Below are 25,962 nucleotides of genomic sequence, written 5' to 3' on the forward strand. Positions count from 1 at the left end.
ATTTGTGGTTAAATTAGCATAAACAGTTGACAATTACAGCTAAAACTCGTGATTTAGTTATAATAAATAGTCTAAAGACTTTGCTTATTTATACTCAATAAAGTAAGGCAGCATTATGTTGACCGTGCATAAGATATGGAGATTCAGATAGTTCTTTACATTTATTCATTTCCTTCGTATCTGCGGGAACAGCCACGAGTTAAAATTGGCAGAACTTCTGGCAGTATTGATGCTGATCCTAAAGAATTAGCATTACAGCGCATACGTGGACAGATTAGAACTTCACATGCAGAAGAACCTAAATTGTTGGGTGCAGTCAAAGTTCCGGGCGAGTGGGTGGAAACAACAATTCATTCCCAATTGAAAAATCAGGGATATCATATTTCAGAAGCACCTGGAATCGAGTGGTTTAGGTTTCCCAATCAAAAAGAATTACAGGATCTCCTTGATAGGATTTATCGAGCTGTAATCATTGATGATTTCTCAGAATTAGGGGGTGGACGAAGAGATATTGAAGGAGAATCATTCGATTCTATCGTTTCGGCATTTGGGGTAAGAAAGCTTAGTGGTAGCGAGTTTAGGCGTGAGATCGAATTAGTCAAAGTACTTGATGATGAACTATCTCCGCTTTATCCAGGCTTTCCTCAATGGTTTGATAGAACAATGAGCAGTTCAGATGCTGTTTTTAACGTAGCTTATAGAGATAGACAAGCTATTGGAGTTGCTATTTGGAAGCCGAAAGGGAATGGAATAGCGAAACTATCAACTCTTTTTGTTACTGAGAATTATCGACGTAGTGGTATCGGAAGAAACTTAATCTTAACTTGTTTTGAACAATGGAAATCAGAACGAATTAGAAGAGCTTTCGTTACCACAGCCAGAGTCGAACTCGTTAAATTCTTTGAACGTTATGGGTTCTGGGTAGAAGGCATAGGGAGGGAAATATACGAACGTGAAGCTCATCAACCGGAATGGTTCTTAACAAAACTATTCTTTTATGAATCTGATAAGAGTAGTTTAGACGCACTAAATAAGGCAAAGATTCTATTTCCATCAATAATATCGACTTCTTATAATCCTGCGGGTAGAGAAGAAGTTGAACAAATTCAGTTTAATGATGCAACAGTTGAGCTAAGTGCTTCTAATGGTAGTTTAATTAACCAATTTTCTCTGCATTCTTGGCTCAACTTGACTTATCCAGCAGAGTCAGTTTACACTCCTCAAACAGCCTATGTTATACCAATTCGTCCTCAATTCTTAATTCAGATATTTCAAGCTGGCAAGACAGTTTACTATGGACGATGTAGTTGTAAACAAGATGACATGAGAGGATCATTAATATTGTTCTATGCCAGCCGTCCTATATCTGGTATAGTAGCGATCGCCAGAATTGTTAATCGATACATTGGAACACCAACTAAACTCTATAGTGATTTGGGTATGAAGGGTGTTCTCACCTTAGAAGAGATCGGTAGTGAGGAACAAGAACGGCACGCCGTTGAGTTTGATTTCCTAATGCCGCTCAGTCAAGTAGTTCATCTAAATGACTTACGCAGCAATGGTGTTCTCAATGGGCCACCGCAAACAATGCACAGCCTTCGTATAGAACGTTATAAAATAGCTGTTGAACTTGGAGGTTTTTATGCAGGTTAAATACATTAAAGCTCTAAGCATCAAACGAATGTATGCTGAACGTATTATTGATGGTAGTAAAAAAATCGAGTTGCGAAAGCGTTCAATTGGGATGGAATTAGGTGATCTAATTCTTTTGTATGAGACAACACCTGATTCTATTATAAGGGGAGGTTTTATTGCTGATAAAACTATATCCTTACCTGTCTGTAAGATGTGGAGTAAGTATCACCACATTCTGGGAGTAGACAAAGATTTTTATGATATGTATTTTGAAAACTGTGAATTTGCATACGGCACTTTTATATATGAAAGCTTTCTTTTTCCTTCAATTTCTCTGAAACAAATACACGAAAGTTGCTCTAATTTTACACCTCCACAAGCCACAATCAACTGGCGTCAGAATTGGTACATTCAGTCTGAATGGATTGATGCACTTAACAAGGGGAGAAATCAGTTAATGCAGGAAGGGAGGCTAAGTGAACAGTTGAGTTTATTCGCATTGCAGTAAATAGAGTCGATTAATTCTACTCGATTTTCAGCGTTAAATAAAATGATCGCGTGGCCAAATATGTAGAGTTTACGGGTCAGTAAATCGTTGTGTATATTTAAAACTCATCATGTTTGTTGTTTTTTCATAAATAAACAATATGGTAAAACGGAAAATAATCTTCGTCGGTGGAGTGCATGGTGTTGGTAAAACAACGCTTTGTAAAAATATAGAATCAAGATTTAATATCGAACATTTTTCAGCGAGCAATCTGATTGCCAGAGAAAAGACAGAGGAACATCTTCGTAACAAACGAGTTGAGAATATTGCCGGAAATCAAGAAATTCTAGTAGAAGCGATAAACAAGTATTTAAATAATGAAAACACGTATTTAATTGATGGGCATTTTTGTCTCTTAAACAAGGATAATAAAATCACTAAAATCCCATACTCAACATTTGAAAGCATTTGCGCTAGTGCTATTATTGTTTTAGTTGATGAACCTGAAAATATTTATACTCGTTTAAGCTCAAGAGACAGTGTGAAACATGATCTAGCTTTGCTGCGATCTTTTCAAGAACAAGAAATTTATAACGCTGAGTACATAAGGGATAAATTAAACATTCCCTATCTAATGTGTAATGCTGCTAAGAGTGAGGACAAAATATATACTTTCATTGAAAGTTTAGTGGCTAAAGCAGTATCGGAATGAGAATTTCCTCAGTCTTAGTATAATGAAACATTCAAATCGCCTTGCTTGTATCAGGGCGATCGCTTATGCAATTTGATTGATATAGCAGGAGACAGGCAATAGGGAACAGGCAATAGGCAATAGGCTTGAAAGTCTCTTAGTGTCGAGGTTTTCCCATCAGTTTATGTCCTAACCTAGCTGTCAATTGCCATATCTGATATTATCTATGTGCGGTTAAATAGCCTTAGTTACCGTATAAACCCCACTCCTTACATAGGGTGGGGTTTTTTACAACTTCCAATTAAATCAAAACTGGTGTAAAACAACTAACTATATTTTTGACTTTACCGGAAAAATAAGTAAGTATTAGCACTAGTGATACTGAAACGAAGTCATTTATAGTGATCGAAAATGAAACGTTCAAATCGCCTTGCTTGGATAGGAGCGATCGCACTCGCTGCGATCGTTTTACTTAGTTTGGTTGCGGCTCCCAATAATACTAAACTTAACACTGGCTCTACCTATAACCGCGCCCCTGATGGCTATGGTGCTTGGTATGCTTTTATGCAACAGCAGGGAACTTCTATCAAGCGCTGGCAAAAGCCTTTTAGTGATATTCAGCCAGAAAACAGCCCAGTTACTCTACTACAGGTAGGCGGCTATCCAAGGGAGACGACACTGGATAATCAAGAGCGTGAATGGGTAGAAAAAGGGAATACTTTGGTAATTTTGGGGGCTGGGGGGCGGGTTACAGAAGCGGAGTTTAGCACTATGCAGAAATCTCCCCAAGGTGATATTAAAATTGATACACGTAGACGATATAAAAAAGCTAACTCCCAGCAAGTTGATTTAGGCGATCGCTTTGGTGCTGTTGTCTGGGAAGAAAATTACAAACAGGGAAAGGTAATTTTTTCTACCACTCCTTATTTAGCCGCCAACGCCTACCAAGATTATTTAAGTAATTTCAAGTATCTAGCCAGTTTAGTAACTGAAAAAAGCAACACAGTATTTGTCGATGAATACATCCACGGCTATAAAGATGCCGATGTCAGAAAGAAAGAAAGCGAAGGAAATTTATTTAGTTTTTTTGCTAAAACTCCTTTATTTCCAATATTGATACAGGTAGGTATCCTGCTATTAGTACTAACTTGGGCACAGAATCGCCGCTTTGGCAAACCAGTAGCTTTAGATACACCAGTTGCAGATAACAGCGAAGCATACATCCAAGCTTTAGCGGGAGTGTTGCAGAAAGCTGATACCACCAACTTTGTTGTAGATATGGTGGGTAAACAAGAACAACTACAACTCCAAAAAGCTTTGGGATTAGGGCAAGTACTTTTAGAACGCCAAGCCTTAATTAATTTCTGGATAGAAAAAACAGGCGCAAGTGCAGGAGAATTAGATGCAGTTTTAAAGCTACAATCTCGCAAACAACCCATCAGTGAACGAGAACTGTTAAGCTGGTTGGGGAAATGGCGAACCATTAGATTAATTCGTAATTCGTAATTCGTAATTCGTAATTATTTTTTTGGAATTGTTCTCTGTGTTGGTTATTTATTAATAAAAATATGAGCGAAACACATCCTATCTTAATTCGTCTCGGTCAAGGTATTAATCAAGTTATTGTCGGACAATCTAGCTTAATACAACAACTTTTAGTAGCACTGCTAGCGGGTGGACACGTAATTTTAGAAGGAGTACCGGGAACTGGTAAAACTCTCTTAGTAAAAGTGTTAGCGCAGTTAATCCAAGGGGATTTTCGCCGGATTCAACTAACACCAGATGTTTTACCTTCAGATATTACTGGTACAAATATTTTTGACTTAAATAGCCGCAATTTCACTTTGAAAAAAGGGCCAATATTTACCGAAGTGCTGCTAGCTGACGAAATTAACCGTACTCCTCCCAAAACCCAAGCAGCGCTACTGGAAGCAATGGAAGAGATGCAGGTAACGCTAGATGGTGAAAGTTTGCCCTTACCAGATTTATTTTGGGTGATTGCAACCCAAAATCCTCTGGAATTTGAGGGGACTTATCCCTTACCAGAGGCGCAGTTGGACAGATTTTTATTTAAGCTGGTGGTAGATTATCCAGATCAAGCTGCTGAAAAGCAAATGTTACTGAATCGTCAAGCGGGTTTTGCAGCAAGGCGTTTGGATATTAGCCGTTTGAAACCAATTGCAACAGTAGCCGATATTTTGCAAGCACGACAAGCAGTCAAAGAAGTTAAAGTATCAGAAGCGATCGTTGATTATTTGTTGGCGTTGGTGAGAACATCGCGTCAATATCCTGATTTAACTTTGGGTGCATCGCCTCGCGCTGCCGGTGCTTGGTTGCAGACATCTCAAGCATTAGCCTGGTTAACTGGAAGAGATTTTGTCACACCAGATGATGTTAAAGCAGTTGCATCGCCGCTGCTACGTCATCGCCTGATTTTGAAACCAGAAGCAATGCTGGATGGTTTACAAATGGATGCAGTAATTGCGTCGGTAATTAACCAAGTACCAGTTCCAAGGTAAAAAATTATTTGTAGAAATGGATAGCTACAGCCTGATTAGGCTGCTTAGAGCCATGCCCAAGGAGAAGGGTGGGGAAATTCCAGCGATCGCCCTTACCGCCTATGCTGGAGAAAGCGATCGCGATCTAGTCTTAGCAGTTGGTTTTCAGAAGCATATTGCCAAACCAGTCCAACCAACTGAATTACTTACCTCAATTGCAGATTTGCTTAAGGAAAGAGTCGGGAGTGAAGAATAGTGTAGTTCAAAATTCTCTGTAATCCAAAGTTTAACTCAAACCTAATCCAATTCCCGGCGTCCTTCCAACGCCCTCGCCAAAGTCACCTCATCTGCGTACTCCAAATCACCACCCACAGGTAAACCAAAAGCAATCCGCGTCACTTTGGTAAATGGTTTCAGTAACTGACCAATATATAGTGTTGTTGTCTCCCCTTCCACACTCGGACTAATTGCGAGAATTACTTCTTGAGGTTTTTGCTGACTCACCCGGCGCTGCAAAGCCAGTATAGTCAACTGATCTGGCCCAATTCCATCAATCGGCGAAATTACCCCACCTAAAACGTGATACTTGCCTTTGTATTCGCGGGTTTTTTCCAGCGCAATCACATCGCGAGGATCTGCTACAACACAGATAGTATTGTTGTCACGATTGGCATTGCGGCAAATTTCACAAACAGGTTCAGCCGATAAGTGAAAGCAAACAGAACACAAACCAATCTGTTTTTTTGCCTCAATTAAAGCTTGTGCTAAAGCTTCTACTTCTGCTTCTGGTCGCTTCAAAATATGCAAAGCCAGTCGTTGGGCAGATTTAGGGCCAACTCCCGGTAGGCGTTGCAATTGCTCAATTAACCGTGCTAAAGGGCGTGCGTAAACCGTTGTCTTGTCTCCAGAATGTTTTTACCTTAACTATGATGACATTCTTATAGAATTTTGGATTGGTCATTTTATTTATCAGGAGTCAAGCAGACTCCAATACAGTTCAGATAAGACCAAAACACTTGTAGAGACGGCGATTTATCGCGTCTCGAAAACCCACAATTTTGTACTATAAGCTGACAAGAACCTTAATTTAGGTTATGTAGATTCAAATAAAAAAGCGCCCCCTGTCACCAGAGGACGCTTTTTTAAATTGTAGAGACGCTATGGATAGCGCCTTAAGCTTATGATTAACCGTTGATAGCAGGAGCAGTAAGAGCTACAGGAGCAAAATCGCCAGCAGCCAAATCTAGAGGGAAATTGTGAGCATTACGCTCGTGCATTACTTCCATACCCAGGTTAGCGCGGTTGATTACATCCGCCCAAGTTGCAATCACACGACCTTCAGAGTCAATGATTGATTGGTTGAAGTTGAAACCGTTCAAGTTGAACGCCATTGTGCTTACACCCAAGGCGGTGAACCAGATGCCGATTACAGGCCATGCTGCGAGGAAGAAGTGCAGTGAACGGCTGTTGTTGAAAGAAGCGTATTGGAAGATTAGACGACCGAAGTAGCCGTGGGCTGCAACGATGTTGTAGGTTTCTTCTTCTTGACCGAATTTGTAACCGTAGTTTTGAGATTCGGTTTCGGTTGTTTCACGAACCAAAGAAGAGGTTACTAGTGAACCGTGCATTGCAGAGAACAAGCTTCCGCCGAATACACCAGCTACACCTAGTTGGTGGAAGGGGTGCATCAAGATGTTGTGTTCTGCTTGGAACACGATCATGAAGTTGAATGTTCCTGAGATACCCAAAGGCATACCATCAGAGAATGAACCTTGTCCGATGGGGTATACCAAGAAGACTGCGGTTGCTGCTGCTACTGGAGCGCTGTATGCGATCGCAATCCAAGGGCGCATTCCTAAGCGGTAGGATAGTTCCCATTCACGACCCATGTAACAGAATACGCCAATCAGGAAGTGGAAAACTACCAATTGGTAAGGGCCGCCGTTGTACAACCACTCATCTAAGGAAGCTGCTTCCCAGATTGGATAGAAGTGCAAGCCGATAGCGTTGGATGAAGGTACTACTGCACCGGAGATGATGTTGTTTCCGTAGATCAAGGAACCTGCTACTGGTTCACGGATTCCATCGATGTCTACTGGAGGAGCGGCGATGAAGGCGATTACGAAGCAAGCGGTAGCTGCTAGCAAGGTGGGGATCATTACGACGCCGAACCAACCGATGTAAATCCGGTTGTTGGTGCTGGTGATCCATTCGCAGAATCGATCCCATACGTTGGCGCTTTCGCGACGTTGTAAGGTTGTTGTCATTGTTTTATAAGTGCGGTTAGTTATTTATGAATCAGGCAGTAAAGTCTTTGCCTGTGGAGCTACTTTACACTGCTTTACAATTTGTAATCAAGTTTTATTACTTCAGTAAACCTGATGTGAGTTATTAGTTTTGCTTATTTAAAAGCAAACAACAAGGCAGAATACGCCGAAGCTCTCTTTTATGTGACATTACAATATTTGGTTATATGGCTCTTTAAAAGGGCTATAAGTATTATTTGCCTACTCATCTGGGAATAATAGCTTTGTATATTACCGCTATTCTAGAAAAAATTAACCCTCAGCTTACCACTGGGGGCTTTTTTGTTTGGCAGAATGGCATATCTGTAAATTAGAGGGTTGCTATGGTATTTGAGTAGGATACATTCCATGCGAAAAGTACTGACTTGCATTACCTCTGGTAGTTAGCCAGGGGTTTTTATTTAAATACTCGGTAAGGGTAAAACTCAGTCCCTTTGAGAGCGATCGCTCTTAAATATTGTGCTGAGAGGTTTTTTTAGCGATTTTGATTTAAGTGATTCTACAATTCCCTGCTTTTCGGAATTAATGAGAGATAGAAATTTTAATTCAACCAGGGAATTAACAATAAATATAAGCTTAATATCAAGTAGAAAAATCAAGTACAACCAATTAACGATGACAGACGCTAAAAACGTAATCGATGGAAACCTAGAGGTTTGCTGTACTTCTCCCATGACTGGGTTTTACCGCGACGGTTTTTGTCGTACAGGTGGACAGGATTTCGGATCTCACGTCGTATGTGCCCAAGTGACATTAGAATTTCTGGAGTTCACTAAATCGCACGGGAACGACCTCAGTACATCTGTTCCTGATTTTAATTTTCCTGGATTGAAGCCTGGCGATCGCTGGTGTTTATGTGCTTCTCGCTGGCAACAAGCTCTCGAAGCTGGCGTTGCTCCACCCGTAATACTTTCAGCAACCCATGCTAGAGCCTTGGAAGTGGTTTCCTTAGACGAACTGAAAAAACACGCCCTAACTTCGTCTTGATTGGACAAATGACAAATGACCAATGACAAATGACAAATGACAAATGACTAATCAACTCACTGTAACTTCCAAAGTTAGTTCTAATACATTGGCAACCACAGCAATTAATTTCGTGGGGTCAATTGGCTTAGATAAATGCTGCTGAAACCCTGCTGAAAGAGCTTTTAAACGGTCTTCCTCTCGCGTGTATGCTGTTAAAGCGATCGCGGGGATACGTCCGCCTTTTTCTGGTTCTAAAGAGCGCAGCTTCCGAATTAGTGTATAACCATCCTGCTCTGACATACCAATGTCGCTAATCAGTATATCTGGTTTTGCTTGTTCAAGTACTGCTAACGCTTCATCAACTGATGCTACCGCAGTGGCAAAAGCTCCATACTCCTCAAACATAAAACTGAGAAAGTTACGGGTATCTGTTTCATCATCTACAACTAACACTCTTAATCCAGCAAGGGGCGTTGATGCCACAGAAGAAATTTCTCCTGTGGCTTCTCTACTCGCCCTATTACCCCTATTGTCTTGTAGCAGTGGTAGTCTCACAGTAAAAGTTGCTCCTTGTCCAGCACCTAAACTTTGGGCAAATATTGTCCCCTTGTGTAGTTCCACTAGATGACGGACGATCGCTAGTCCTAGTCCTAGTCCATTGTGCGATCGCGTTGTGGTGCTGTCTGCTTGCCGGAAACGCTCAAATACTTTGGGTAAAAACTCGGAACTGATACCAATTCCTGTATCAACAACTTGAATTTGGGCGTACTGGGATTTTGAATTTTGAATTTTGGATTGTAGATTACTGCTTTTATCAGTGTCTAAAGAGTCTAAATTTTCACCATCAGATCCCAATTCCAAATCTGAAATCGAAAATCCCAAATATTTTGATAGCCTGACTTCGACCCTACCACCTTTAGGCGTAAACTTAATGGCATTAGTTAGTAGGTTCCAAACTATTTGCTGTAAACGGGCTGGATCGCCATAAACTGACCCTATGGAAGTATCCAGGACAGTATTTAACTTAATATCTTTTGGTTCTGCAAGAGGACGCACTGCTTCTAATGCTGCTTCCATCACCGAGAGCAGATTCACCGCAGATACATTTAACCGCAACTGACCCCGGATAATCCGAGATACATCCAAAATATCCTCGATTAGTTGCATTTGAGATGTAGCGTTGCGTTCGATCGCCTCCAAGGCGCGGGAAGTGGCTTTTTCGTCAAGTTTCTTGGCGCGGAGGATTTTTGACCAGCCCAGCATCGAGGTTAGGGGTGTGCGGAGTTCGTGCGAGAGAACAGCAAGAAACTCATCTTTCATCCGATTTGCGGCTTCTGCTTCCTGTCTTGCTGTCTGTTCTCGAATTACTTGAGCGCGGACTTCTTCTGCTTGCTTGCGTTCCGTAATATCTTCAAGAGTGCCAACATATCCCACCAATTCCCCTTGACCGGAAAGCATCGGTGATGAGCGAACCTGAACCCAGCGATCGCTACCATGAGCAGTTTGAAAGCGAAATTCTTCTGAGTAGTCGCGACCTTCACGAATGTAGGCAGACCAACTAGCAACTGCTCGTTCTTTGTCTTCTGGATGAACAGATTCCAGCCATCTTTTTTCTAGACTCTCTGCCGCTTTCAAACCACAAATTGCCTGATAGCGAGGATTAGTATACTTACAACCGCCTTCAGTATCAATTTCAAAAATGCCAACGGGTGAGCAGGTACTTAGCGATCGGAATCGTTCTTCACTTTGCCTGAGTTCTGTATTGACAGCTACTAATTGCGCTGCTTGTTGCTTGACGGCTTCTGTTTTCTTAAATAGTTCTACGAATACTATGACTTTAGAAGTCAGGATATTGGGGTCTAATGGTTTGAGCAAATAATCAACTGCACCCAAAGCATAGCCTTTAAACAGCATTTGGTCGCTGGTGCTAAAGGCGGTGAGAAAGATAATTGGAGTGTGACGCGATCGCCCCCGATTGCGAATCAAGGTAGCAGTTTCAAAGCCATCCATCCCTGGCATTTGCACATCTAGCAAAATCACTGCAAAATCTTGATGCAGCAGACACCGCAAAGCTTCTTCCCCAGAAGTAGCTCTCACGAGATTCTCCCCTAGTTTTTCTAGGATTGCCTCTAGTGCCAGCAAATTTTCTAGTTTATCATCCACTAGGAGGATGTTGACTTTGGATTCCATCTGCATCGGTTTATTTCTGTGATAAGTGACAAAGCTTGACCATCTGGGAAGCAATGTTTGAGAGTGTCAAAATCCAGTCTACTGTAACAGCAGAAATTGCTGCTTCTGGCATAATGTCGCTCTCAGCTGTGGCAGGTTCTTGTACAATAGTAATTCCTCCCCGCTCTTTTATTTTCTTAAGACCTTGCATACCATCTTGGTTTGCTCCTGTCAAGATTACACCAATAACTTGCTCAGTGTAGACATCGGCTGCCGACTCAAACAGCACATCAATAGATGGTCTAGCATAAGAAACAGGCTCATCAGTTGAAAGGGCAAAGTGACCTGGTTCAACCAGTAAATGATAATCTGCTGGAGCTATGTATATATATCCTGGTAGTATTTCGTCCTTGTCTTCCACTTCTCGAATTTTCAACAAAGTGGATTCTTGTAATAACTCCTGAAGTGTGTTCCCAGACTCTTTATGACGGTGTTGCACGATCGCGATCGGCACAGTGAAGTCCGCTGGTAAATTTCCCAGAACGATTTTCAATGCAGATAATCCGCCTAAGGAAGTACCAATTACCACAATTTTAAACGACACTTGTTTAGCCCTCACACCTACGGAATGTGTGTTACGTAAATAGCAAAGGCTCTTTCATACTGAATCAGTCAGTGTTTTCTTGCTTCTTTGCTCTTACCAGTAACCCATGCTTAGGTGCAAAAATCATTGCTATGACAAACAACAAGGTTTGCAACACCACAATGCAACCCCCAGTTGCACCATCGATATGATAGCTGATGTAAGTCCCCATAACACTAGAAAATACTCCAGATGCCATTGCAATTAGTATCATGTGGTCGAAACGGTCTGTTAATAAATAAGCCGTTGCTCCCGGAGTAACTAACATAGCTACAACGAGAATAATTCCCACTGTCTGGAGTCCGGCGACAGCAGTTAGCGACAGTAATGATAGTAAAATATAGTGAAGCGCTCCTGTGTTCAAGCCGATGGAACGTGCATGAGTGGGGTCAAAACAAAATAACAGTAAGTCTTTGCGTAAAATTGCTATTGTTACTAAAGTGATGACGCTAATAATCACCGTTTGGATAATATCTTCATTAGAAATACCCAAGACATTCCCAAATAAAATGTGCGTCAAGTCTACGCTGCTTGGAGTTTTGGAAACTAGCACCAAACCAAGAGCAAAAAATCCTGTAAATACAAGTCCGATGACAGTATCTTCCTTAATTCTCGTCTTCGCTTTGATATAACCAATGGCAATAACTGAACCTACTCCAAAGACAAAAGCGCCCACGGCGAAAGGAATATTTAAAACATAAGCAATTACTACCCCAGGCATTACTGCGTGAGAAACAGCATCTCCCATCAACGCCCAACCTTTGAGGGTCATAAAACAAGATAAAACAGAACATACCACCCCAACTAAGGCACTTACGCAAATTGCCTTCACCATGAATTCATACTGTAGGGGTGCGGTTAACCAGTCTACGAATGCGAGAGTATTCATATTTTTTAAATTATAATATCAGGAATATCAATTACCAATTTAAATTAATCGAATTCATTTTGATTACCACGGATTATTTTGCTTTTGCTGAGAGATAAATCTCCAAGAGAACCACCAAAAGTCCGTGAGAGATTTTCTTCTGTGAAGACTTCGGATGTATCGCCATAAGCTAAAATAGTACGGTTGATGAGTACTACTTGGTCACAGAAAGTAGTAATAGAAGCTAAATCATGGGTAGAAATCAAAATTGTATGACCTTCTTCTCGCAATTCTAGTAATAAGTCGATCATTGCTTTTTCAGTTTTGATATCTACCCCAGTGAAAGGTTCATCTAATAGTAAAACTGTTCCCTGTTGGGCCAAAGCACGGGCGAGAAAAGCACGTTTTCTTTGTCCACCAGAGAGTTCTCCAATTTGGCGATCGCGCATCGACCACATTTCCACCCTCTCTAAACTCTCCCTCACCACTCTCTGATCTTTCGCCGATGGAATTCGCAGTATATTCATGTATCCATAGCGTCCCATCATCACCACATCATGGACACTTACTGGAAAATTCCAGTCCACTTCTTCTGACTGTGGCACATAAGCTACTAAGCTTTTTTTCTGTACACTTTTTATCGGTAAGCCATTAATCAAAACCCGTCCCGTGACTGGCTTCAAAAACCCCATAATCGCCTTAAACAATGTTGATTTACCGCTACCATTCATCCCCACTAAACCACTGATTGAACCTGCTTGGATTTGCAAAGAAGCACCATGTAAAGCAACTTTGCCGTGGTAAGCAACCGTCAGATTTTCGACATCAATAGAAATGGATTTCATTAAAAATTACCTCTAGAATTAAGCAGTATTTTTTAGTGAGCAACTCAAGTGCTTTTGGCAAATATGTAATGTTTTACAGAGAACAAAGCAGGACTAAAGTCCTTACTACAAGCCAATTTTTAATAATTATATTTATTCTCACATACTTGCTCACTTTTCCTCTAACCCCTGAGTTAGAGTAGTAATATTAAGTTCTAGCAACTTTAGATAAGTCGGTGCTAGTCCATCAGATGGAGATAGGGAATCAACGTAAAACACTCCACCAAACTTTGCTCCCGATTCTTTAGCTACCTGACGTTGTGCTCCGTCATTCACCGTACTTTCACAGAAAACTACAGGTATTTTATTTTTCTTAACTGTCTCAATGACTTTTTCTAGCTGTTTGGGAGTAGCTTGCTGTTCAGAGTTGACCGCCCAGAGATAAACTTCTTTCAAGCCATAATCGCGGGTAACGTATGAAAATGCGCCTTCACAGCTTACCATGTAGCGCTTGTCTGCTGGAACTACCGACACGGCTTTTCGCAGTCTATCATCGACTTCCTTAATTTTTTCGCTGTATGCTTTGGCATTGGTATTATAAGTCTCTGCATTCGCTGAATCCAAATTAACTAATGCCTTGCGAATATTCTCTACGTATATCAAGGCATTTTGTGGTGACATCCAAGCATGGGGATTAGGTTTTCCTCTGTAGGCATCCTCCGCAATTTCTACAGGTTCAATCCCCTCAGTTAGAGTAACGTGAGGAACATTAGGAACACTGTTATACAATTTCTGTGCCCAACGCTCTAAATCCAGACCATTATTTAAAATTAGGTCTGCTTTTTGCGCCCTCACCAAATCGCTAGGAGTTGGTTCGTAACCATGAATTTCCGCTCCTGGTTTGGTGATAGATTCGACAGTCGCCTTGTCTCCCGCCACGTTTTGCGCCATATCTGCAATGACTGTAAAGGTGGTAAGAACTACTTTTTTATCTTTTTTATCTAGATTACTGGTGGTAGTTGTGCCTGGGTTTGGACTTAACTGTGGTTGAGAATTGGAGGTTGACGGACTACACCCACCCAAACATAGTCCCAATAGCAGCCCAGACACTACAGCCAATTTTTGTCCGTACTGCGGTAGTTGCATCTGAAAGTTATTGATATTAAATCTCATTATAGGAATTTCATAATCTTCTCACTTTTGTTTCACTTTAGCAGAAGGAAGATAAAAATGAAAGAATTATGAAAAGAATATCAGAGAAAAAAGCGAACCTGTTGCAATAAAAACAGTAGTCAGAATACAGAATTCAGAATACTCTACCGATAAAGGGATAGAGTTTTAAGGCGAGAATATTTTAATTTTTTTCGCTTGACTTCGGGCGTTAGCGTAGCGGGACGTTCGCGGTAGCGTCTCTAAGAGTTGTACGATTTTAACCAATATTCGTCACCCACTCGTACAGAATTCATACTGTTAGCGGTAGCGGGGCGTTTAGCCCATTCTGACTTCTGAGTTCTGAATTCTTCTTATAAACTGTATTACTGGTTTCTGACTTAACCTGGATTCGACACTTTTATAGCTTGATTCCTTCCTTTTCTGATTTTCAGGGGCTTTTTGGGTGGTTCAAACATTTTTGTTATTTGCATTACAAACAAATATTTGATTATTGTGAAATACCTTACAGACAAATATCGTATCTGGAGTTTTTTATATTTAAAAAAATGCAAAAACAAATACATTATTAAAATATTTTTTTGTCAAATTCCTAACTTTTAAAAGTTTAATATTTATTGTTTTGACAATTCATAAAAATTTACTTAAGCTAAAGGATAGGTTAAGCAAATCAACAAACGACAGCGATTTGATTTAGCTACATCAAGAATTGCTGTTGCAGACTATTAGCATAAGGAAATGAATCAAAACCAAAATTATTCCATGTAGGCAATTTAACTAGATTTGACTACAAAAAGCTAAGACATGATTAAGCGTATTGAACAGCGCAGATATTGAACAGAATTCGGTCAATTATGGATGGATACTTGTGGTGATGTTAGTGAGTGTCCATAAATTATTGAAGTTTGACTAGCGATTTGAGATTTTTGATTAGGGTCTTCTAGTTTATCTCTCGTCTGGGACGGAATAAATCTAAAAGACGCTTGCTAAGACTGCGCGATCACAAATCCAAAATTTATTGACCAAAGTGCAGTAGATATGTCCAGGAGAAGACAATGATTGAGTATTTGACATCCTTGAACGACCACAATTTGCCCTATCCAGATACGATTCATCCCATCGTTGTCCACTTCGTAATTGCGATGGTGTTGTTTTCCTTCTTCTGTGATGTAATTGGCTATTTTACTGGTAAATCCGGTCTTTTTGAGGTGAGTTGGTGGAATATGTTAGTTGCCACGATCGCAATCTTCGTTGCAATTATTTTTGGTCAGTTTGAAGCAGGGTTAGCACAGCCCTACAGCCTAGCTAAATCGGTGCTGAATTTACATACGCTAATTGGTTGGTCGCTTTCGGGAATTATCACAGCGATTACAGCTTGGCGCTATGTAATTCGTGCCCGCAACCCGCAAAAAGTACCCATTTATTATTTGGGAGCCGGACTAGTTTTAACCCTAATAGTTGGCTTGCAAGTATATCTCGGAGATGAACTTGTTTGGGTATATGGATTGCATACAGTACCAGTTGTGGAAGCAGTAAAGGATGGTTTGTTGCGATGAACTCAGAATTGATTGACCAATTGAGCGGCTCTCTAGGCGCAAACGGATTACCTTACACAATTCCCATTCATCCCAACTTAGTGCATCTGACAATAGGTTTGTTCATCATTGCGATGACCTTTGATATTGTTGGTGTTCTGTTCCCCTTTGAAAAATGGGTCTTCAAATTTTTGGCAATTACTGTAGAACGTGACAACTTATTTGATGTTGGCTGGTACAACATGTTAGCTGCCAGCATAATTACATTTTTCACAGTGGGAGCAGGCTTTTACGAAATGCTGTTGGCAGCACCACCAGCTGATATGAAGAGTGCCTGGGGATTGCAGGCAATGGAAACTATGCTTTGGCATGGTGTGGGTGGTGTGTTCTTATTAGCGCTGATTGTTGGCATGACCATCTGGAGAGCATGGCAGCGCTTCGTTTGGGGCAAACAAGAATATAAACAGACAGATAGAGAAGTGCAATGGATCTATCTGTTCGCAGGCATAGCAATCATGTTCATTCTGTACATCCACGGCACACTAGGAGCGCAACTAGCCGCCGAATTTGGCGTACACAATACAGCAGATAATTTGCTGCGATCGCACCAAGACCTCAACACAACACTCAAATGAGTCATTTGTCCTTTGTCATTTGACTAATGCCCCATGCCCAATGCCCCATGCCCAATGCCCAATGCCCAATGCCCAATAACCAAAGACAATGAAAATCCAGAAGATTTTAAATATTTTGACGCTGCTTACAGGCGCGATCGCAGTGACTTCTCTGAGTCTCTGGATCGGCAAGCAGTCTTACTCCTGGCTTCCTCCCCAAGCAGCGGCCGAATCCCTACTAATTGATGATTTGATTAGCTTCTTAGTAACCCTCGGTGCTTTCATCTTCTTGGGAGTCACAAGTACTTTAATGTATTCTGTGATCTTCCATCGGGCAGTCAAAGATGACTTCACCGACGGCCCCCCAATTGAAGGTAATATCACCTTAGAAGTTGTCTGGACAGCAATTCCCATTCTGTTAGTGTTGTGGATTGCGGGCTACAGCTACCAAGTTTACGAACAAATGGGAATTCAAGGCCCATCGGAAATAGTTCACCTGCATAATCCATTGGGAATGGAATCGGCTTATGCAGAACCAAAAGATGCGCCAGCTAACGCCTTAGCGGAACCTGTAGAAAAAATCGACGTACTAGCTAAACAGTGGGCGTGGGTTTTTCATTACCCAGAAAGAGATATTACCAGTACCGAATTGCATTTACCTAGCGATCGCAGAATACGTTTAGCGCTGAAATCACAAGACGTTCTCCACGGCTTCTATATACCTGCATTTCGCCTCAAGCAGGATATTATTCCCAACCATGCGATCGACTTTGAATTTACTCCCATTCGCCCCGGTAAATACCGATTGACCGATTCCCAATATAGCGGCACATACTTTGCAACAATGCAAGCGAATGTAGTCGTGGAATCTCCTGAAGATTATCAGCAATGGCTGGCACAAGCTGCAACCCAAAAGCCATCCATAGCAAATAATCAAGCGGCTTCTGAGTATGCCCAAACATCCCATCAATCAGTTCAAACTGGTTGGGTTACAGTTCCACCTGCTGCACCTCCTCTAGTCAATTCACCTGGTTGAAAGGAAAGTAACCATGACTAATGTTCCTATTGAAGGTATCCTTCTCCCTGATGAGAAGCATAACCATGAATCTCCAAGTAATTGGAAAGAATACTTCAGCTTTAGTACTGACCACAAGGTAATTGGTATTCAGTATCTCGTTACCTCATTCTTCTTCTTTCTCGTCGGCGGTATCTTTGCGATGGTGATGCGGGGAGAACTGATGACACCCGAATCAGATTTAGTCGATCGCACCGTCTACAACGGTATGTTCACCATGCACGGCACTGTGATGCTGTTCTTGTGGACATTTCCCTCACTGGTTGGTTTTGCTAACTATCTAGTGCCCCTAATGATTGGGGCGCGAGATATGGCATTTCCCCGCCTGAATGCCGTCGCCTTTTGGATGGTACCAGTAGTTGGGATTTTGATGATGGGTAGCTTCTTCGTCCCTGGAGGCCCAGCCCAAGCCGGCTGGTGGTCTTACCCGCCAGTCAGTCTCCAGAATCCCACAGGTAACTTGATTAATGGTCAAGTTCTCTGGCTGTTAGCGGTGGCAATATCCGGCGTATCCTCAATTATGGGGGCAGTGAACTTTGTCACCACCATTGTCAAGATGCGGGCCCCAGGAATGGGCTTCTTCAAAATGCCGTTGTTTGTCTGGGCAGTATTTAGCGCCCAAATCATCCAACTTTTTGGACTGCCAGCCCTAACAGCTGGCGCGGTAATGCTGCTACTCGACCTCACTGCTGGCACTGCCTTTTTTGACCCTGCCAAGGGTGGGAATCCAGTGATGTTCCAGCATTACTTCTGGTTTTACTCCCACCCCGCTGTTTACGTGATTATTTTGCCTGTCTTCGGCATTTTCTCAGAAATCTTCCCAGTTTATTCACGTAAACCCCTATTTGGTTACAAAGTAGTTGCTGTTTCATCAATGCTGATTGCAGTAGTCAGCGGTATTGTTTGGGTACACCACATGTACGTCAGTGGTACACCTGGCTGGATGCGGTTGATTTTCATGATGACAACGATGTTTGTATCTGTCCCCACAGGAATTAAAGTATTTGCTTGGGTAGCAACTATTTGGGGCGGTAAAATGCGGCTAAATACCCCCATGCTTTTCGCCTTGGGTGCATTAGTCATGTTTGTCTTCGCCGGAATCACAGGCATCATGCTTTCTTCAGTGCCAGTCGATGTCCACGTTAACAATACCTACTTTGTGGTGGGACACTTCCACTACGTCCTCTACGGCACTGTGACGATGGGCTTATTTGCAGCCATTTATCACTGGTTCCCCAAAATGACCGGGCGAATGTACTCCGAAAGCTGGGGTAAAATCCACTTCTGGTTAGCCTTCATCGGCACAAACCTCAACTTTTTGCCCATGCACCCCTTGGGATTGCAAGGAATGTTACGCCGAGTTGCTTCCTACGCCCCTGAGTATCAATTCTGGAACATCATCGCTAGCCTCGGCGGATTCCTCTTAGGAATGTCCACCTTGCCCTTCATATTCAACATGGTGATTTCTTGGATGCAAGGCGAGAAAGCACCCGCTAACCCTTGGCGAGCAATCGGACTAGAGTGGTTAGTTTCTTCACCCCCTCCAGTAGAAAACTTTGAAGAAACTCCCATCATCATCTCCGAACCCTACGGCTACGGCAAATCAGAACGCTTAACAGCCAACCTCCCAGAATAAACGCCAACCATCGGGAAGACGCAAAAACCCTCCGCGCACCTCCGCGCTTCCCTCCGCGTACCTTTGCGTTTCAAACTCCCCCTCAAAAACCAAAATGGAAAGCTATATCAATTCCCACGAATTGCCCCACACAGCCGCAGAACATACCCACGACGAAGAAGGCAACAAAATGTTTGGCTTCATCGTCTTCCTCCTCTCAGAAAGCGTCATTTTCTTGAGTTTTTTCGCCGGATATGCCATCTACAAAACAACAACCCCTAACTGGCTACCAGCTGGTGTTTCTGGACTAGAAATAAAAGAACCGACAATCAACACAGTAATTCTGGTTGCTAGTAGCTTTGTAATTTACTTAGCAGAACGCGCCCTTCAACGCCACGACTTAGTAAAATTCCGCCTGTTTCTCTTGGCAACAATGGCGATGGGAACTTACTTTTTAGTTGGACAGGCGATTGAATGGAACGGCCTCGCCTTTGGTTTCACTTCCGGGGTATTTGGTGGAACGTTTTATCTGCTTACAGGCTTCCACGGTTTGCATGTTTTCACTGGTATCCTGTTGCAGTTGATAATTTTGGTACGTTCTTTCCTACCTGGCAACTACGATACAGGTCACTTCGGCGTCAACGCAACCTCGTTATTCTGGCACTTCGTCGATGTTATCTGGATTATTTTGTTTATCCTGATCTATGTTTGGCAGTAAGGATTGATGGAAGGAAAACCCAGATAAATTATCTGGGTTGGTGTATGGGGCATTGTTAATTACTTTTATGCCCCATACACCATTCACTCTAAGAAGTATATTTGGGTCTTGGCTCAACTTTTCAAATTAACCTTCTCCTCAAACTTTGACCCCTCTTGATGAGATAAAAACTTTTCACTACTGTGATAACTTCTTCGCCATTGTTCGAGTTTATCTATAGATATTGATTTAGATATGACATTCACACCATTTCCTCGCCAAGCAACTTCTGGATCTGTTGTGAAAACCCCGCACTCTAATTGATCTAGCCTCATATTCCAATATTCGCTAAATCGACCTTTTAGAGTAATAACTTGCTCAAACACCTTATTTCTATGTTTATTTCTTCTTTTCCGTTCTGTCGCTCCAGTTGCTTCTGTATCAATAAACTTAGTTTCAATTAAAAAGAGACTACCTTTAAAGGTCAAGAAGACAAAATCACACTTTCCTAAATCTGTATAATCTGAAATTGGAGACTTTTCAAATAACAGCAATTCAGCACACGAGGGGAACAATTCTTTAATATTCAGAAATAAATAAGCTTGTAATAGAAGTTCCTTATCATAAGGAAACAATATCACTCCTTCAAAAAATTTTTGAATGTCCTCGTGAGTTTGGGGTTGAATTTTTTTACAGTATGAAACAAATCTATGTAGCTCGTTTACAATCATCAAGTTCTAACTCCTTCCCCCGGTCGCAGCCTTAAGGGTATTAGCATAAAAAGATACCACTCCCTAAAGGAAATTATCATCCGCATAAGTAACTAAAAAAACGATTAAAATCCTGAATACTTAAGGCAATTTACTGTTGACAGTTCAATCAACGAATTTTTAAGCTGCTTTTCAGTATTGGTAGATTTTTCACTTCTGGTGTCAGCTACCAGTCAGCGATTTTATATGAGCAGGAAAACTAGCATTTTGCAAAGCTTGAACGGTTATTCTAGAATCTTGTACACAAAATTGCCAACCCAAGCGAACAAGTTTACGAGAAGTTTCAGTTTGGATAATTCCAATCACTGGCATTTTTGCCTTTTCTTTGTCTACTGAATGTTCTTGCAAAATTGTTTTCAAGCGATGTAAGTCTTCCATGTTACCTGCTTGCTGAGGGTTTAATTCCACCATCACCATTTGTACTGTTTCCACTGGTTCTGCATCTTCAAGAATAAATTGAGTTTGCTCATCGCGTCGATCTACTTTTCCCCAAATAATTAATCTAGTATCAACTTGGAGTAGGGAACTAATGCGTTCATAGGTTTTAGGAAAAACTACTGCTTCTGATTGTGTAGTTAAGTCTTCTATTTGCAAAATTGCCATCTGATCGCCTTTTTTAGTCACCACTTTTTTGACGTTATTTAACATGACAACTGCACAAAGCCTTGTATCTTCCCTTTGTTCTCCCAGTTGTGAAAGGTTAATTGGAGTCAAAAGTGGTGTTATTTGTCGTAAGGATTTCAGTGGATGATCTGATACATAAAAGCCTAATAATTCTTTCTCCATCTGCAACTTTTTCTGTGGGGGTAAATCCGTCACAGGTTTAGATTTGGGAGCAGTCTCAAAGGCATTATTTGCTCTTTTATTCTGAGTCGAAGAAAAACCATCGCCCAATATATCAAACAGATTCCCTTGACCACTGGCTCTGTCTTTAGCGCGAGATTGTGCCCAATCGTACACTAATTCTGAGTCGTTAATTAACTGTTGGCGGTTGGGTTCAATTTTGTCAAAGGCTCCACAATAAATCAGCGACTCTAGAGTTCGGCGGTTAACAGCACGTAAATCGACGCGATCGCAAAAATCAGCAAGAGTCTTGAACTCTCCTGTCTCATTTCTCGCTTCCAAAATACAAGCGATCGCATTTTGCCCCACGTTACGCACCGCCGAAAATCCAAACAGAATCTTTCCTGCCGTTGGCGTAAAATCAACACCAGAACGATTAATATCTGGCGGATCTATGGAAATACCCATATTTGTACAGTTAGTAATATATCTCTGTACCTTATCGGTATCACCACTGTTAGCTGTTAACAGGGCCGCCATATATTCCAATGGGTAATTAGCTTTTAAATATGCTGTTTGATAAGTTACATAACCATAAGCAGTTGAATGGGATTTATTGAAACAATTGGAAGCTATTAAGCCATTTTTGATCGCAAAATTATGGTCACGCTCAACCCCAATGTCATAGACATTTTGTTTGCCTAAATATTTGCGTGTAGCTATTTTTATCATCCTACCCTACCCCTGAAAAAAGTTTTACGAAATTAATTAATTGATAAAATCGTAAAAAATGTATTCTTAATAGTACTTGTAATACAAAATTATATCACTAGAAAACACTGCTATACTCTTACACAAAAGTAGCAAATATATATCAAAACTTTGGTAAACTATTCAATAGACAGTTAATAGCCATATATTTGCTACTTTTTTAAAGTTATTAAACACATTTCAATACATATCAATCCGCTTAGTATTAGATGGTTTGCCCTGGGGGAAGAAGCAGGGGAGCAGGGGGAGATGAGGGAGAAATAAACAGTGCCCAATGCCCAATGCCCAATACCCAATGCCCAATAGCAATACCAATATCGACCAATATGTACTAGAATCAATGACTTGAGTGAGTCATAAAGAGAGCAATCATGGCATCCATCCGCGAGTTGCACCAACAACTGGTTAAGAAAGAACGTTCTGCCGTTGAAATTACCCAAGAAGCTTTAGATCGCATTCAAGCGTTAGAGCCGAAACTGCACAGCTTTTTGTGTGTGACGGCAGAACGGGCATTAGAGCAAGCGGGTGCTGTGGATGCCAAAATCGCTGCGGGAGAAGAAATTGGACTGCTAGCAGGAATTCCTGTGGGTATCAAGGACAATATGTGTACCAAGGGAGTTCCCACCACCTGCGCTTCCCGGATTTTAGAAAATTTTGTGCCGCCTTATGAATCAACGGCGACACAAAAACTGGCTGATGCTGGGGCGGTAATGGTAGGCAAAACCAACTTGGATGAGTTTGCAATGGGCAGTTCTACAGAAAACTCTGCCTACCAAGTCACGTCTAATCCTTGGGATTTGTCACGAATTCCAGGTGGTTCTTCGGGAGGTTCTGCGGCTGCGGTGTCGGCCCAAGAATGTGTAGTTGCTCTCGGTTCTGATACTGGCGGTTCGATTCGCCAACCTGCATCTTTCTGCGGTGTGGTGGGGATGAAACCAACTTATGGTTTAGTTTCCCGTTATGGTTTGGTGGCTTATGCTTCATCTTTAGATCAAATTGGGCCATTTGCAAACACGGTAGAAGATGCGGCAATATTATTAAGTGCGATCGCAGGTCACGATCCCAAAGACTCTACTAGCCTAAAAGTTGCCATTCCTAACTACGCAGCTAGCTTAAAACCAGACTTCAAACCCAGAGGTCAGCTAAGAATTGGTATCATTAAAGAAACTTTTGGTGAAGGTTTAGACGCTGTAGTAGAACAAGCTGTTACCAAAGCAGTAGATCAGCTACAAAGTTTGGGAGCGGAAATTCATATAATTTCTTGTCCCCGTTTTCGCTATGGCTTACCCACCTACTACATTATCGCCCCATCCGAAGCATCAGCCAACCTGGCTCGTTACGATGGCGTTAAATATGGGTACCGTGCTCCTGATGCCGATAATCTGCTATCAATGTATACTCGTACCCGTGCTGCTGGTTTTGGTACAGAAGTCAAACGCCGGATTATGATTGGCACTTATGCCCTTTCGGCTGGCTATTATGACGCTTACTATCTGAAAGCGCAAAAAGTCCGTACTTTGATTAAGCAAGACTTTGAAAAGGCTTTTGGTGCGGTTGATGTGTTAGTTTGTCCCACATCTCCCACTACAGCATTCAAAGCAGGGGAAAAAACTACTGACCCCTTGAGTATGTATTTAACTGACTTGATGACTATTCCTGTGAATCTTGCTGGTTTACCTAGTCTAAGTTTGCCATGTGGTTTTGATGATCATGGGCTACCGATAGGATTACAGTTAATTGGCAATGTGCTCCGAGAAGACCTACTGTTTCAGGTAGCTTATGCCTATGAGCAATCCACTACTTGGCATCTGCGTAAACCGCAAATATCTTGAAATTGGGCATGGGGTATTGGGGATTGGGCACTGCTTATTTATCCCTCATCTTCCCCATCTTCCCCACTCACTGATTAGTGACTATTGATTGTTCACCATTGACTTCTGGAGTCACGGTTTCAGATGCAATTTGTGGTGGGTTAAGTATATATAAAAGGCCAGTAGATGCAGCTAGTAATAATAGAATGTAGGTAAAAACAAGAGGTATGTATGTATTTGGCTTGTTGTCTGAATTTTTATGATTGTTATTGGAGTCTTGGCGGACAACATTGCTTATAAAGGTGTACGATAGAGCATTTCCATCCAGTCCTAAAGCATCTCCATAGCGACGGATGAATCCTTGAACAAAAATAGGCTCAGGCAATTCTTCAAATCGTTCTTCTTCTAAAGCTTGCAAAACACCTGCTCTAATTAGTGTTTGAGCGGCTATTTCTTCTATGCGGATGGATTTTTCTTGTCTTACTTGTCGCAAGTGTGTGGTTATTTCCTTTAGCTGCTCTATTTGAGCTTCGTTTAAGAGCGTCACTGTCTTCTCCTGTATGGGCTAATTCTACTATTCATTGAGAAGACTTAAATGTGCATACGTAAATTCACTGAATATTTGATTTTAGGATAAAATTTTTTGATTGTGGCTTAATCCTGTATTTTAAAATGCTAAGACATCTCGCATTAAGTATAATTTCTGTCTTATTCTATACCTTAGCTAGAAGAGAAAATCTTGAAAGGAAATTAGCCATGTGCAATTTATAATACAAGTGTTTTCACAGCCGCTACTCTGGACTGGGCTAATTGCAGCGTTCCTGCTTCAGGTTGCCGTATGTATCGCTTCCATTCAATGACGGTTACACTAAGTCTGAAGTTTCACACGTCTGTCTAGGTTCGCTTGTGTTCCAGACCGTTCTCTACCCGCTCGTACCCAAGCAATGTCTTGATGAGAATCACGCGTCATTTGCTCATCTCGCTCTGCCTCACTTTGAAATCCACCGCGAGTTGAAAATCCAATGTTATTCCGAGGACTCGTCAAAAGAGGCAGGGGAGCAGTTCTTGCTGGGAGCAAGGGGAAAACTGAGACAGAGCTTGTACTCCGCCCCAATAAGAGCGCCCGGCGGGGCTTGTCTGCGACACGCTGTTTGCGTTCATACCCATGTTTTGCTCCGCTCCACAGCTCCGGGGCAGGGCTTGCTCTCCTTGCTCCCTGCCCCTCTGCCTCTTTTCAGTCCCCAATCCCTTTTACACTTCAAAAATCTTCATCAAAATCCTATTCCGATATATCGCAATATATCACGATATATCGTATATTAGAGAAAGTTGACTTGAGATTCACTTATGTTTAGACATTTTCGGTCACGCTTTGGGACACCTGCATGGGCAGGAGTTAACGAAGATGATTCATTGCTTGTCAGGTCTTGGTTTCAACATGGCAAGCATCATGGTAGACATCATGAGAAACACTTTGGCAATGAAATGTTTGGTCGTGGTTGGGGAGATGAATATCGGACTCGTCGGGGTGACATCAAGTTCATCCTGCTGGAATTGTTATCCGAGCATCCTAGTCATGGTTACGACCTGATTAAAGAGATGGAAAATCGCTATGGTGGTTTCCGTCGCCTCAGTCCTGGCTCAGTGTATCCAACACTCCAATTGCTGGAAGAAGGTGGTTATCTCAAGAGCGCACAGGAAGGCGGCAAACGGATTTACACGATTACGGATGAGGGTAGACAATTATTAGCAGAACGTACCCAACAGGAAACTTCGGACTCTCCTTGGGATACCTTCAAAAGTTTTGTGACAGGTAAGCCCCAAGAGTTTATTGAACTGCGGAATGCGGCAACCGAATTAGCTGCTGTTGTGGTGCAGGTTGCTCGTAGTGGCAATATGGAGCGAATAAATCGGGTTCGTGAGCTTTTAGAGCAAGTTAAACGGGAAATTTACGCGATTCTGGCTGAAAAATAAGTTGCCTCTGCGACTAGAAGTCGCGGCTACACATACAAAACCCGCCTACGCGGGTTA

General features: G+C 41.8%; 25 protein-coding genes. 14 read left to right on the forward strand and 11 right to left on the reverse strand.

Translation table 11 applies throughout. From position 1 onward, the window contains the following. Positions 1 to 135 precede the first annotated feature (135 nt). From HUN01_RS11100 to HUN01_RS11125, 6 genes are all read left to right on the forward strand, one after another. Entirely contained in the window at positions 136 to 1,653 is a 1,518-nt protein-coding gene (locus HUN01_RS11100) for a GNAT family N-acetyltransferase (RefSeq protein WP_181931311.1), read from the forward strand. Next, positions 1,643 to 2,143 (forward strand): DUF3850 domain-containing protein, encoded by a 501-nt coding sequence (locus tag HUN01_RS11105; protein WP_181931312.1) that lies wholly within the window; start codon positions 1,643 to 1,645, stop codon positions 2,141 to 2,143. Before HUN01_RS11100 ends, HUN01_RS11105 begins: the two co-directional genes overlap by 11 nt. A 139-nt stretch (positions 2,144 to 2,282) precedes the next feature. Beyond that, on the forward strand, positions 2,283 to 2,834 hold the full coding sequence (locus HUN01_RS11110) for an ATP-binding protein (RefSeq protein ID WP_181931313.1): 552 nt from the start codon (positions 2,283 to 2,285) through the stop codon (positions 2,832 to 2,834). Between the two features lie 390 nt (positions 2,835 to 3,224). Continuing rightward, on the forward strand, positions 3,225 to 4,319 hold the full coding sequence (locus HUN01_RS11115; RefSeq protein WP_181931314.1) for a DUF4350 domain-containing protein: 1,095 nt from the start codon (positions 3,225 to 3,227) through the stop codon (positions 4,317 to 4,319). 62 nt (positions 4,320 to 4,381) lie between these two features. Then, positions 4,382 to 5,332 carry an AAA family ATPase gene (locus HUN01_RS11120; protein WP_181931315.1) on the forward strand — a complete coding sequence of 317 codons (951 nt, stop codon included), beginning with the start codon at positions 4,382 to 4,384 and terminating at the stop codon, positions 5,330 to 5,332. A gap of 52 nt (positions 5,333 to 5,384) precedes the next feature. Beyond that, on the forward strand, positions 5,385 to 5,567 hold the full coding sequence (locus tag HUN01_RS11125) for a response regulator (protein WP_238846166.1): 183 nt from the start codon (positions 5,385 to 5,387) through the stop codon (positions 5,565 to 5,567). A 41-nt stretch (positions 5,568 to 5,608) separates the two neighbouring features. Here the strand turns inward: HUN01_RS11125 and recR are convergent, their stop codons facing one another. Both recR and psbA read right to left on the reverse strand, forming a co-directional pair. Next, entirely contained in the window at positions 5,609 to 6,166 is a 558-nt protein-coding gene (gene recR, locus HUN01_RS11130; protein ID WP_238846177.1) for a recombination mediator RecR, read from the reverse strand. 329 nt (positions 6,167 to 6,495) lie between these two features. Beyond that, positions 6,496 to 7,578 carry a photosystem II q(b) protein gene (gene psbA / locus HUN01_RS11135; RefSeq protein WP_181929512.1) on the reverse strand — a complete coding sequence of 361 codons (1,083 nt, stop codon included), beginning with the start codon at positions 7,576 to 7,578 and terminating at the stop codon, positions 6,496 to 6,498. A gap of 654 nt (positions 7,579 to 8,232) precedes the next feature. On the opposite strand from psbA, the gene HUN01_RS11140 reads away from it, so the two are divergent. Then, positions 8,233 to 8,604: a DUF2237 family protein gene (locus HUN01_RS11140; RefSeq protein ID WP_181931317.1), complete on the forward strand. Its 372-nt coding sequence runs from the start codon at positions 8,233 to 8,235 to the stop codon at positions 8,602 to 8,604. A gap of 51 nt (positions 8,605 to 8,655) precedes the next feature. Here HUN01_RS11140 and HUN01_RS11145 read toward each other — a convergent pair whose 3' ends face one another. The 5 genes from HUN01_RS11145 to HUN01_RS11165 all read right to left on the reverse strand — a co-directional run bounded on the left by HUN01_RS11145 (position 8,656) and on the right by HUN01_RS11165 (position 14,263). Then, entirely contained in the window at positions 8,656 to 10,782 is a 2,127-nt protein-coding gene (locus HUN01_RS11145) for a hybrid sensor histidine kinase/response regulator (protein ID WP_181931318.1), read from the reverse strand. Positions 10,783 to 10,786: 4 nt separating this feature from the next. Beyond that, complete coding sequence (locus HUN01_RS11150) at positions 10,787 to 11,359, reverse strand: chemotaxis protein CheB (RefSeq protein ID WP_181931319.1); 573 nt, start codon at positions 11,357 to 11,359, stop codon at positions 10,787 to 10,789. Between the two features lie 64 nt (positions 11,360 to 11,423). Then, a complete protein-coding gene (locus tag HUN01_RS11155) occupies positions 11,424 to 12,287 on the reverse strand; it encodes a metal ABC transporter permease (RefSeq protein WP_181931320.1) in 864 nt (287 codons plus the stop codon). 44 nt (positions 12,288 to 12,331) lie between these two features. Next, positions 12,332 to 13,111 carry a metal ABC transporter ATP-binding protein gene (locus HUN01_RS11160; protein ID WP_181931321.1) on the reverse strand — a complete coding sequence of 260 codons (780 nt, stop codon included), beginning with the start codon at positions 13,109 to 13,111 and terminating at the stop codon, positions 12,332 to 12,334. A gap of 150 nt (positions 13,112 to 13,261) precedes the next feature. After that, positions 13,262 to 14,263 carry a metal ABC transporter substrate-binding protein gene (locus HUN01_RS11165; protein ID WP_181931322.1) on the reverse strand — a complete coding sequence of 334 codons (1,002 nt, stop codon included), beginning with the start codon at positions 14,261 to 14,263 and terminating at the stop codon, positions 13,262 to 13,264. 1,052 nt (positions 14,264 to 15,315) lie between these two features. Between HUN01_RS11165 and HUN01_RS11170 the strand changes: the two genes are divergently transcribed. The 5 genes from HUN01_RS11170 (at position 15,316) to HUN01_RS11190 (ending at position 19,817) form a co-directional block, all read left to right on the forward strand. After that, positions 15,316 to 15,816 (forward strand): DUF2231 domain-containing protein, encoded by a 501-nt coding sequence (locus tag HUN01_RS11170; protein ID WP_181931323.1) that lies wholly within the window; start codon positions 15,316 to 15,318, stop codon positions 15,814 to 15,816. Then, complete coding sequence (locus HUN01_RS11175; RefSeq protein ID WP_181931324.1) at positions 15,813 to 16,430, forward strand: DUF2231 domain-containing protein; 618 nt, start codon at positions 15,813 to 15,815, stop codon at positions 16,428 to 16,430. Before HUN01_RS11170 ends, HUN01_RS11175 begins: the two co-directional genes overlap by 4 nt. An 88-nt stretch (positions 16,431 to 16,518) precedes the next feature. Then, positions 16,519 to 17,445, forward strand: coding sequence for a cytochrome c oxidase subunit II (locus HUN01_RS11180; protein WP_181931325.1), 927 nt, complete (start codon positions 16,519 to 16,521; stop codon positions 17,443 to 17,445). Between the two features lie 13 nt (positions 17,446 to 17,458). Then, a complete protein-coding gene (ctaD, locus tag HUN01_RS11185; protein ID WP_181931326.1) occupies positions 17,459 to 19,120 on the forward strand; it encodes a cytochrome c oxidase subunit I in 1,662 nt (553 codons plus the stop codon). Between the two features lie 94 nt (positions 19,121 to 19,214). Beyond that, on the forward strand, positions 19,215 to 19,817 hold the full coding sequence (locus HUN01_RS11190) for a cytochrome c oxidase subunit 3 (RefSeq protein ID WP_181931327.1): 603 nt from the start codon (positions 19,215 to 19,217) through the stop codon (positions 19,815 to 19,817). 113 nt (positions 19,818 to 19,930) lie between these two features. On the opposite strand, the gene HUN01_RS11195 is transcribed toward HUN01_RS11190, so the two are convergent. Both HUN01_RS11195 and HUN01_RS11200 read right to left on the reverse strand, forming a co-directional pair. Continuing rightward, positions 19,931 to 20,527, reverse strand: a complete 597-nt coding sequence (locus HUN01_RS11195; protein ID WP_238846178.1) for a hypothetical protein — start codon at positions 20,525 to 20,527, stop codon at positions 19,931 to 19,933. 201 nt (positions 20,528 to 20,728) lie between these two features. Continuing rightward, on the reverse strand, positions 20,729 to 22,081 hold the full coding sequence (locus HUN01_RS11200) for a helix-hairpin-helix domain-containing protein (RefSeq protein WP_181931328.1): 1,353 nt from the start codon (positions 22,079 to 22,081) through the stop codon (positions 20,729 to 20,731). Between the two features lie 410 nt (positions 22,082 to 22,491). Here HUN01_RS11200 and gatA point away from each other — a divergent pair, with 410 nt between their 5' ends. Beyond that, positions 22,492 to 23,952 carry an Asp-tRNA(Asn)/Glu-tRNA(Gln) amidotransferase subunit GatA gene (gatA, locus tag HUN01_RS11205; protein ID WP_181931329.1) on the forward strand — a complete coding sequence of 487 codons (1,461 nt, stop codon included), beginning with the start codon at positions 22,492 to 22,494 and terminating at the stop codon, positions 23,950 to 23,952. 67 nt (positions 23,953 to 24,019) lie between these two features. Here gatA and HUN01_RS11210 read toward each other — a convergent pair whose 3' ends face one another. After that, positions 24,020 to 24,478 carry a helix-turn-helix domain-containing protein gene (locus tag HUN01_RS11210; protein ID WP_181931330.1) on the reverse strand — a complete coding sequence of 153 codons (459 nt, stop codon included), beginning with the start codon at positions 24,476 to 24,478 and terminating at the stop codon, positions 24,020 to 24,022. 321 nt (positions 24,479 to 24,799) lie between these two features. Further along, the gene (locus tag HUN01_RS11215; protein ID WP_181932970.1) at positions 24,800 to 24,976 is read right to left on the reverse strand and encodes a hypothetical protein; all 177 of its coding nucleotides are present in this window, start codon (positions 24,974 to 24,976) and stop codon (positions 24,800 to 24,802) included. A gap of 302 nt (positions 24,977 to 25,278) precedes the next feature. Between HUN01_RS11215 and HUN01_RS11220 the strand changes: the two genes are divergently transcribed. Continuing rightward, positions 25,279 to 25,905: a PadR family transcriptional regulator gene (locus HUN01_RS11220; RefSeq protein WP_181931331.1), complete on the forward strand. Its 627-nt coding sequence runs from the start codon at positions 25,279 to 25,281 to the stop codon at positions 25,903 to 25,905. The last annotated feature ends 57 nt before the right edge of the window (positions 25,906 to 25,962 follow it).

This window comes from Nostoc edaphicum CCNP1411 (genome assembly GCF_014023275.1).
GTDB lineage: Bacteria > Cyanobacteriota > Cyanobacteriia > Cyanobacteriales > Nostocaceae > Nostoc > Nostoc edaphicum_A.

What these genes read in the sequence shown, in the direction of transcription:
- HUN01_RS11180 (WP_181931325.1), top strand. Translation starts at nt 16,519, where the DNA reads ATGAAAATCCAGAAGATTTTAAATATTTTGACGCTGCTTACAGGCGCG.
- HUN01_RS11110 (WP_181931313.1), top strand. Translation starts at nt 2,283, where the DNA reads ATGGTAAAACGGAAAATAATCTTCGTCGGTGGAGTGCATGGTGTTGGT.
- HUN01_RS11175 (WP_181931324.1), top strand. Translation starts at nt 15,813, where the DNA reads ATGAACTCAGAATTGATTGACCAATTGAGCGGCTCTCTAGGCGCAAAC.
- HUN01_RS11170 (WP_181931323.1), top strand. Translation starts at nt 15,316, where the DNA reads ATGATTGAGTATTTGACATCCTTGAACGACCACAATTTGCCCTATCCA.
- HUN01_RS11165 (WP_181931322.1), bottom strand. Translation starts at nt 14,263, where the DNA reads ATGAGATTTAATATCAATAACTTTCAGATGCAACTACCGCAGTACGGA.
- HUN01_RS11190 (WP_181931327.1), top strand. Translation starts at nt 19,215, where the DNA reads ATGGAAAGCTATATCAATTCCCACGAATTGCCCCACACAGCCGCAGAA.
- HUN01_RS11105 (WP_181931312.1), top strand. Translation starts at nt 1,643, where the DNA reads ATGCAGGTTAAATACATTAAAGCTCTAAGCATCAAACGAATGTATGCT.
- ctaD (WP_181931326.1), top strand. Translation starts at nt 17,459, where the DNA reads ATGACTAATGTTCCTATTGAAGGTATCCTTCTCCCTGATGAGAAGCAT.
- HUN01_RS11115 (WP_181931314.1), top strand. Translation starts at nt 3,225, where the DNA reads ATGAAACGTTCAAATCGCCTTGCTTGGATAGGAGCGATCGCACTCGCT.
- gatA (WP_181931329.1), top strand. Translation starts at nt 22,492, where the DNA reads ATGGCATCCATCCGCGAGTTGCACCAACAACTGGTTAAGAAAGAACGT.
- HUN01_RS11145 (WP_181931318.1), bottom strand. Translation starts at nt 10,782, where the DNA reads ATGCAGATGGAATCCAAAGTCAACATCCTCCTAGTGGATGATAAACTA.
- psbA (WP_181929512.1), bottom strand. Translation starts at nt 7,578, where the DNA reads ATGACAACAACCTTACAACGTCGCGAAAGCGCCAACGTATGGGATCGA.
- HUN01_RS11125 (WP_238846166.1), top strand. Translation starts at nt 5,385, where the DNA reads ATGCCCAAGGAGAAGGGTGGGGAAATTCCAGCGATCGCCCTTACCGCC.
- HUN01_RS11220 (WP_181931331.1), top strand. Translation starts at nt 25,279, where the DNA reads ATGTTTAGACATTTTCGGTCACGCTTTGGGACACCTGCATGGGCAGGA.
- HUN01_RS11160 (WP_181931321.1), bottom strand. Translation starts at nt 13,111, where the DNA reads ATGAAATCCATTTCTATTGATGTCGAAAATCTGACGGTTGCTTACCAC.
- HUN01_RS11100 (WP_181931311.1), top strand. Translation starts at nt 136, where the DNA reads ATGGAGATTCAGATAGTTCTTTACATTTATTCATTTCCTTCGTATCTG.
- HUN01_RS11140 (WP_181931317.1), top strand. Translation starts at nt 8,233, where the DNA reads ATGACAGACGCTAAAAACGTAATCGATGGAAACCTAGAGGTTTGCTGT.
- HUN01_RS11155 (WP_181931320.1), bottom strand. Translation starts at nt 12,287, where the DNA reads ATGAATACTCTCGCATTCGTAGACTGGTTAACCGCACCCCTACAGTAT.
- HUN01_RS11120 (WP_181931315.1), top strand. Translation starts at nt 4,382, where the DNA reads ATGAGCGAAACACATCCTATCTTAATTCGTCTCGGTCAAGGTATTAAT.
- HUN01_RS11195 (WP_238846178.1), bottom strand. Translation starts at nt 20,527, where the DNA reads ATGATTGTAAACGAGCTACATAGATTTGTTTCATACTGTAAAAAAATT.
- HUN01_RS11200 (WP_181931328.1), bottom strand. Translation starts at nt 22,081, where the DNA reads ATGATAAAAATAGCTACACGCAAATATTTAGGCAAACAAAATGTCTAT.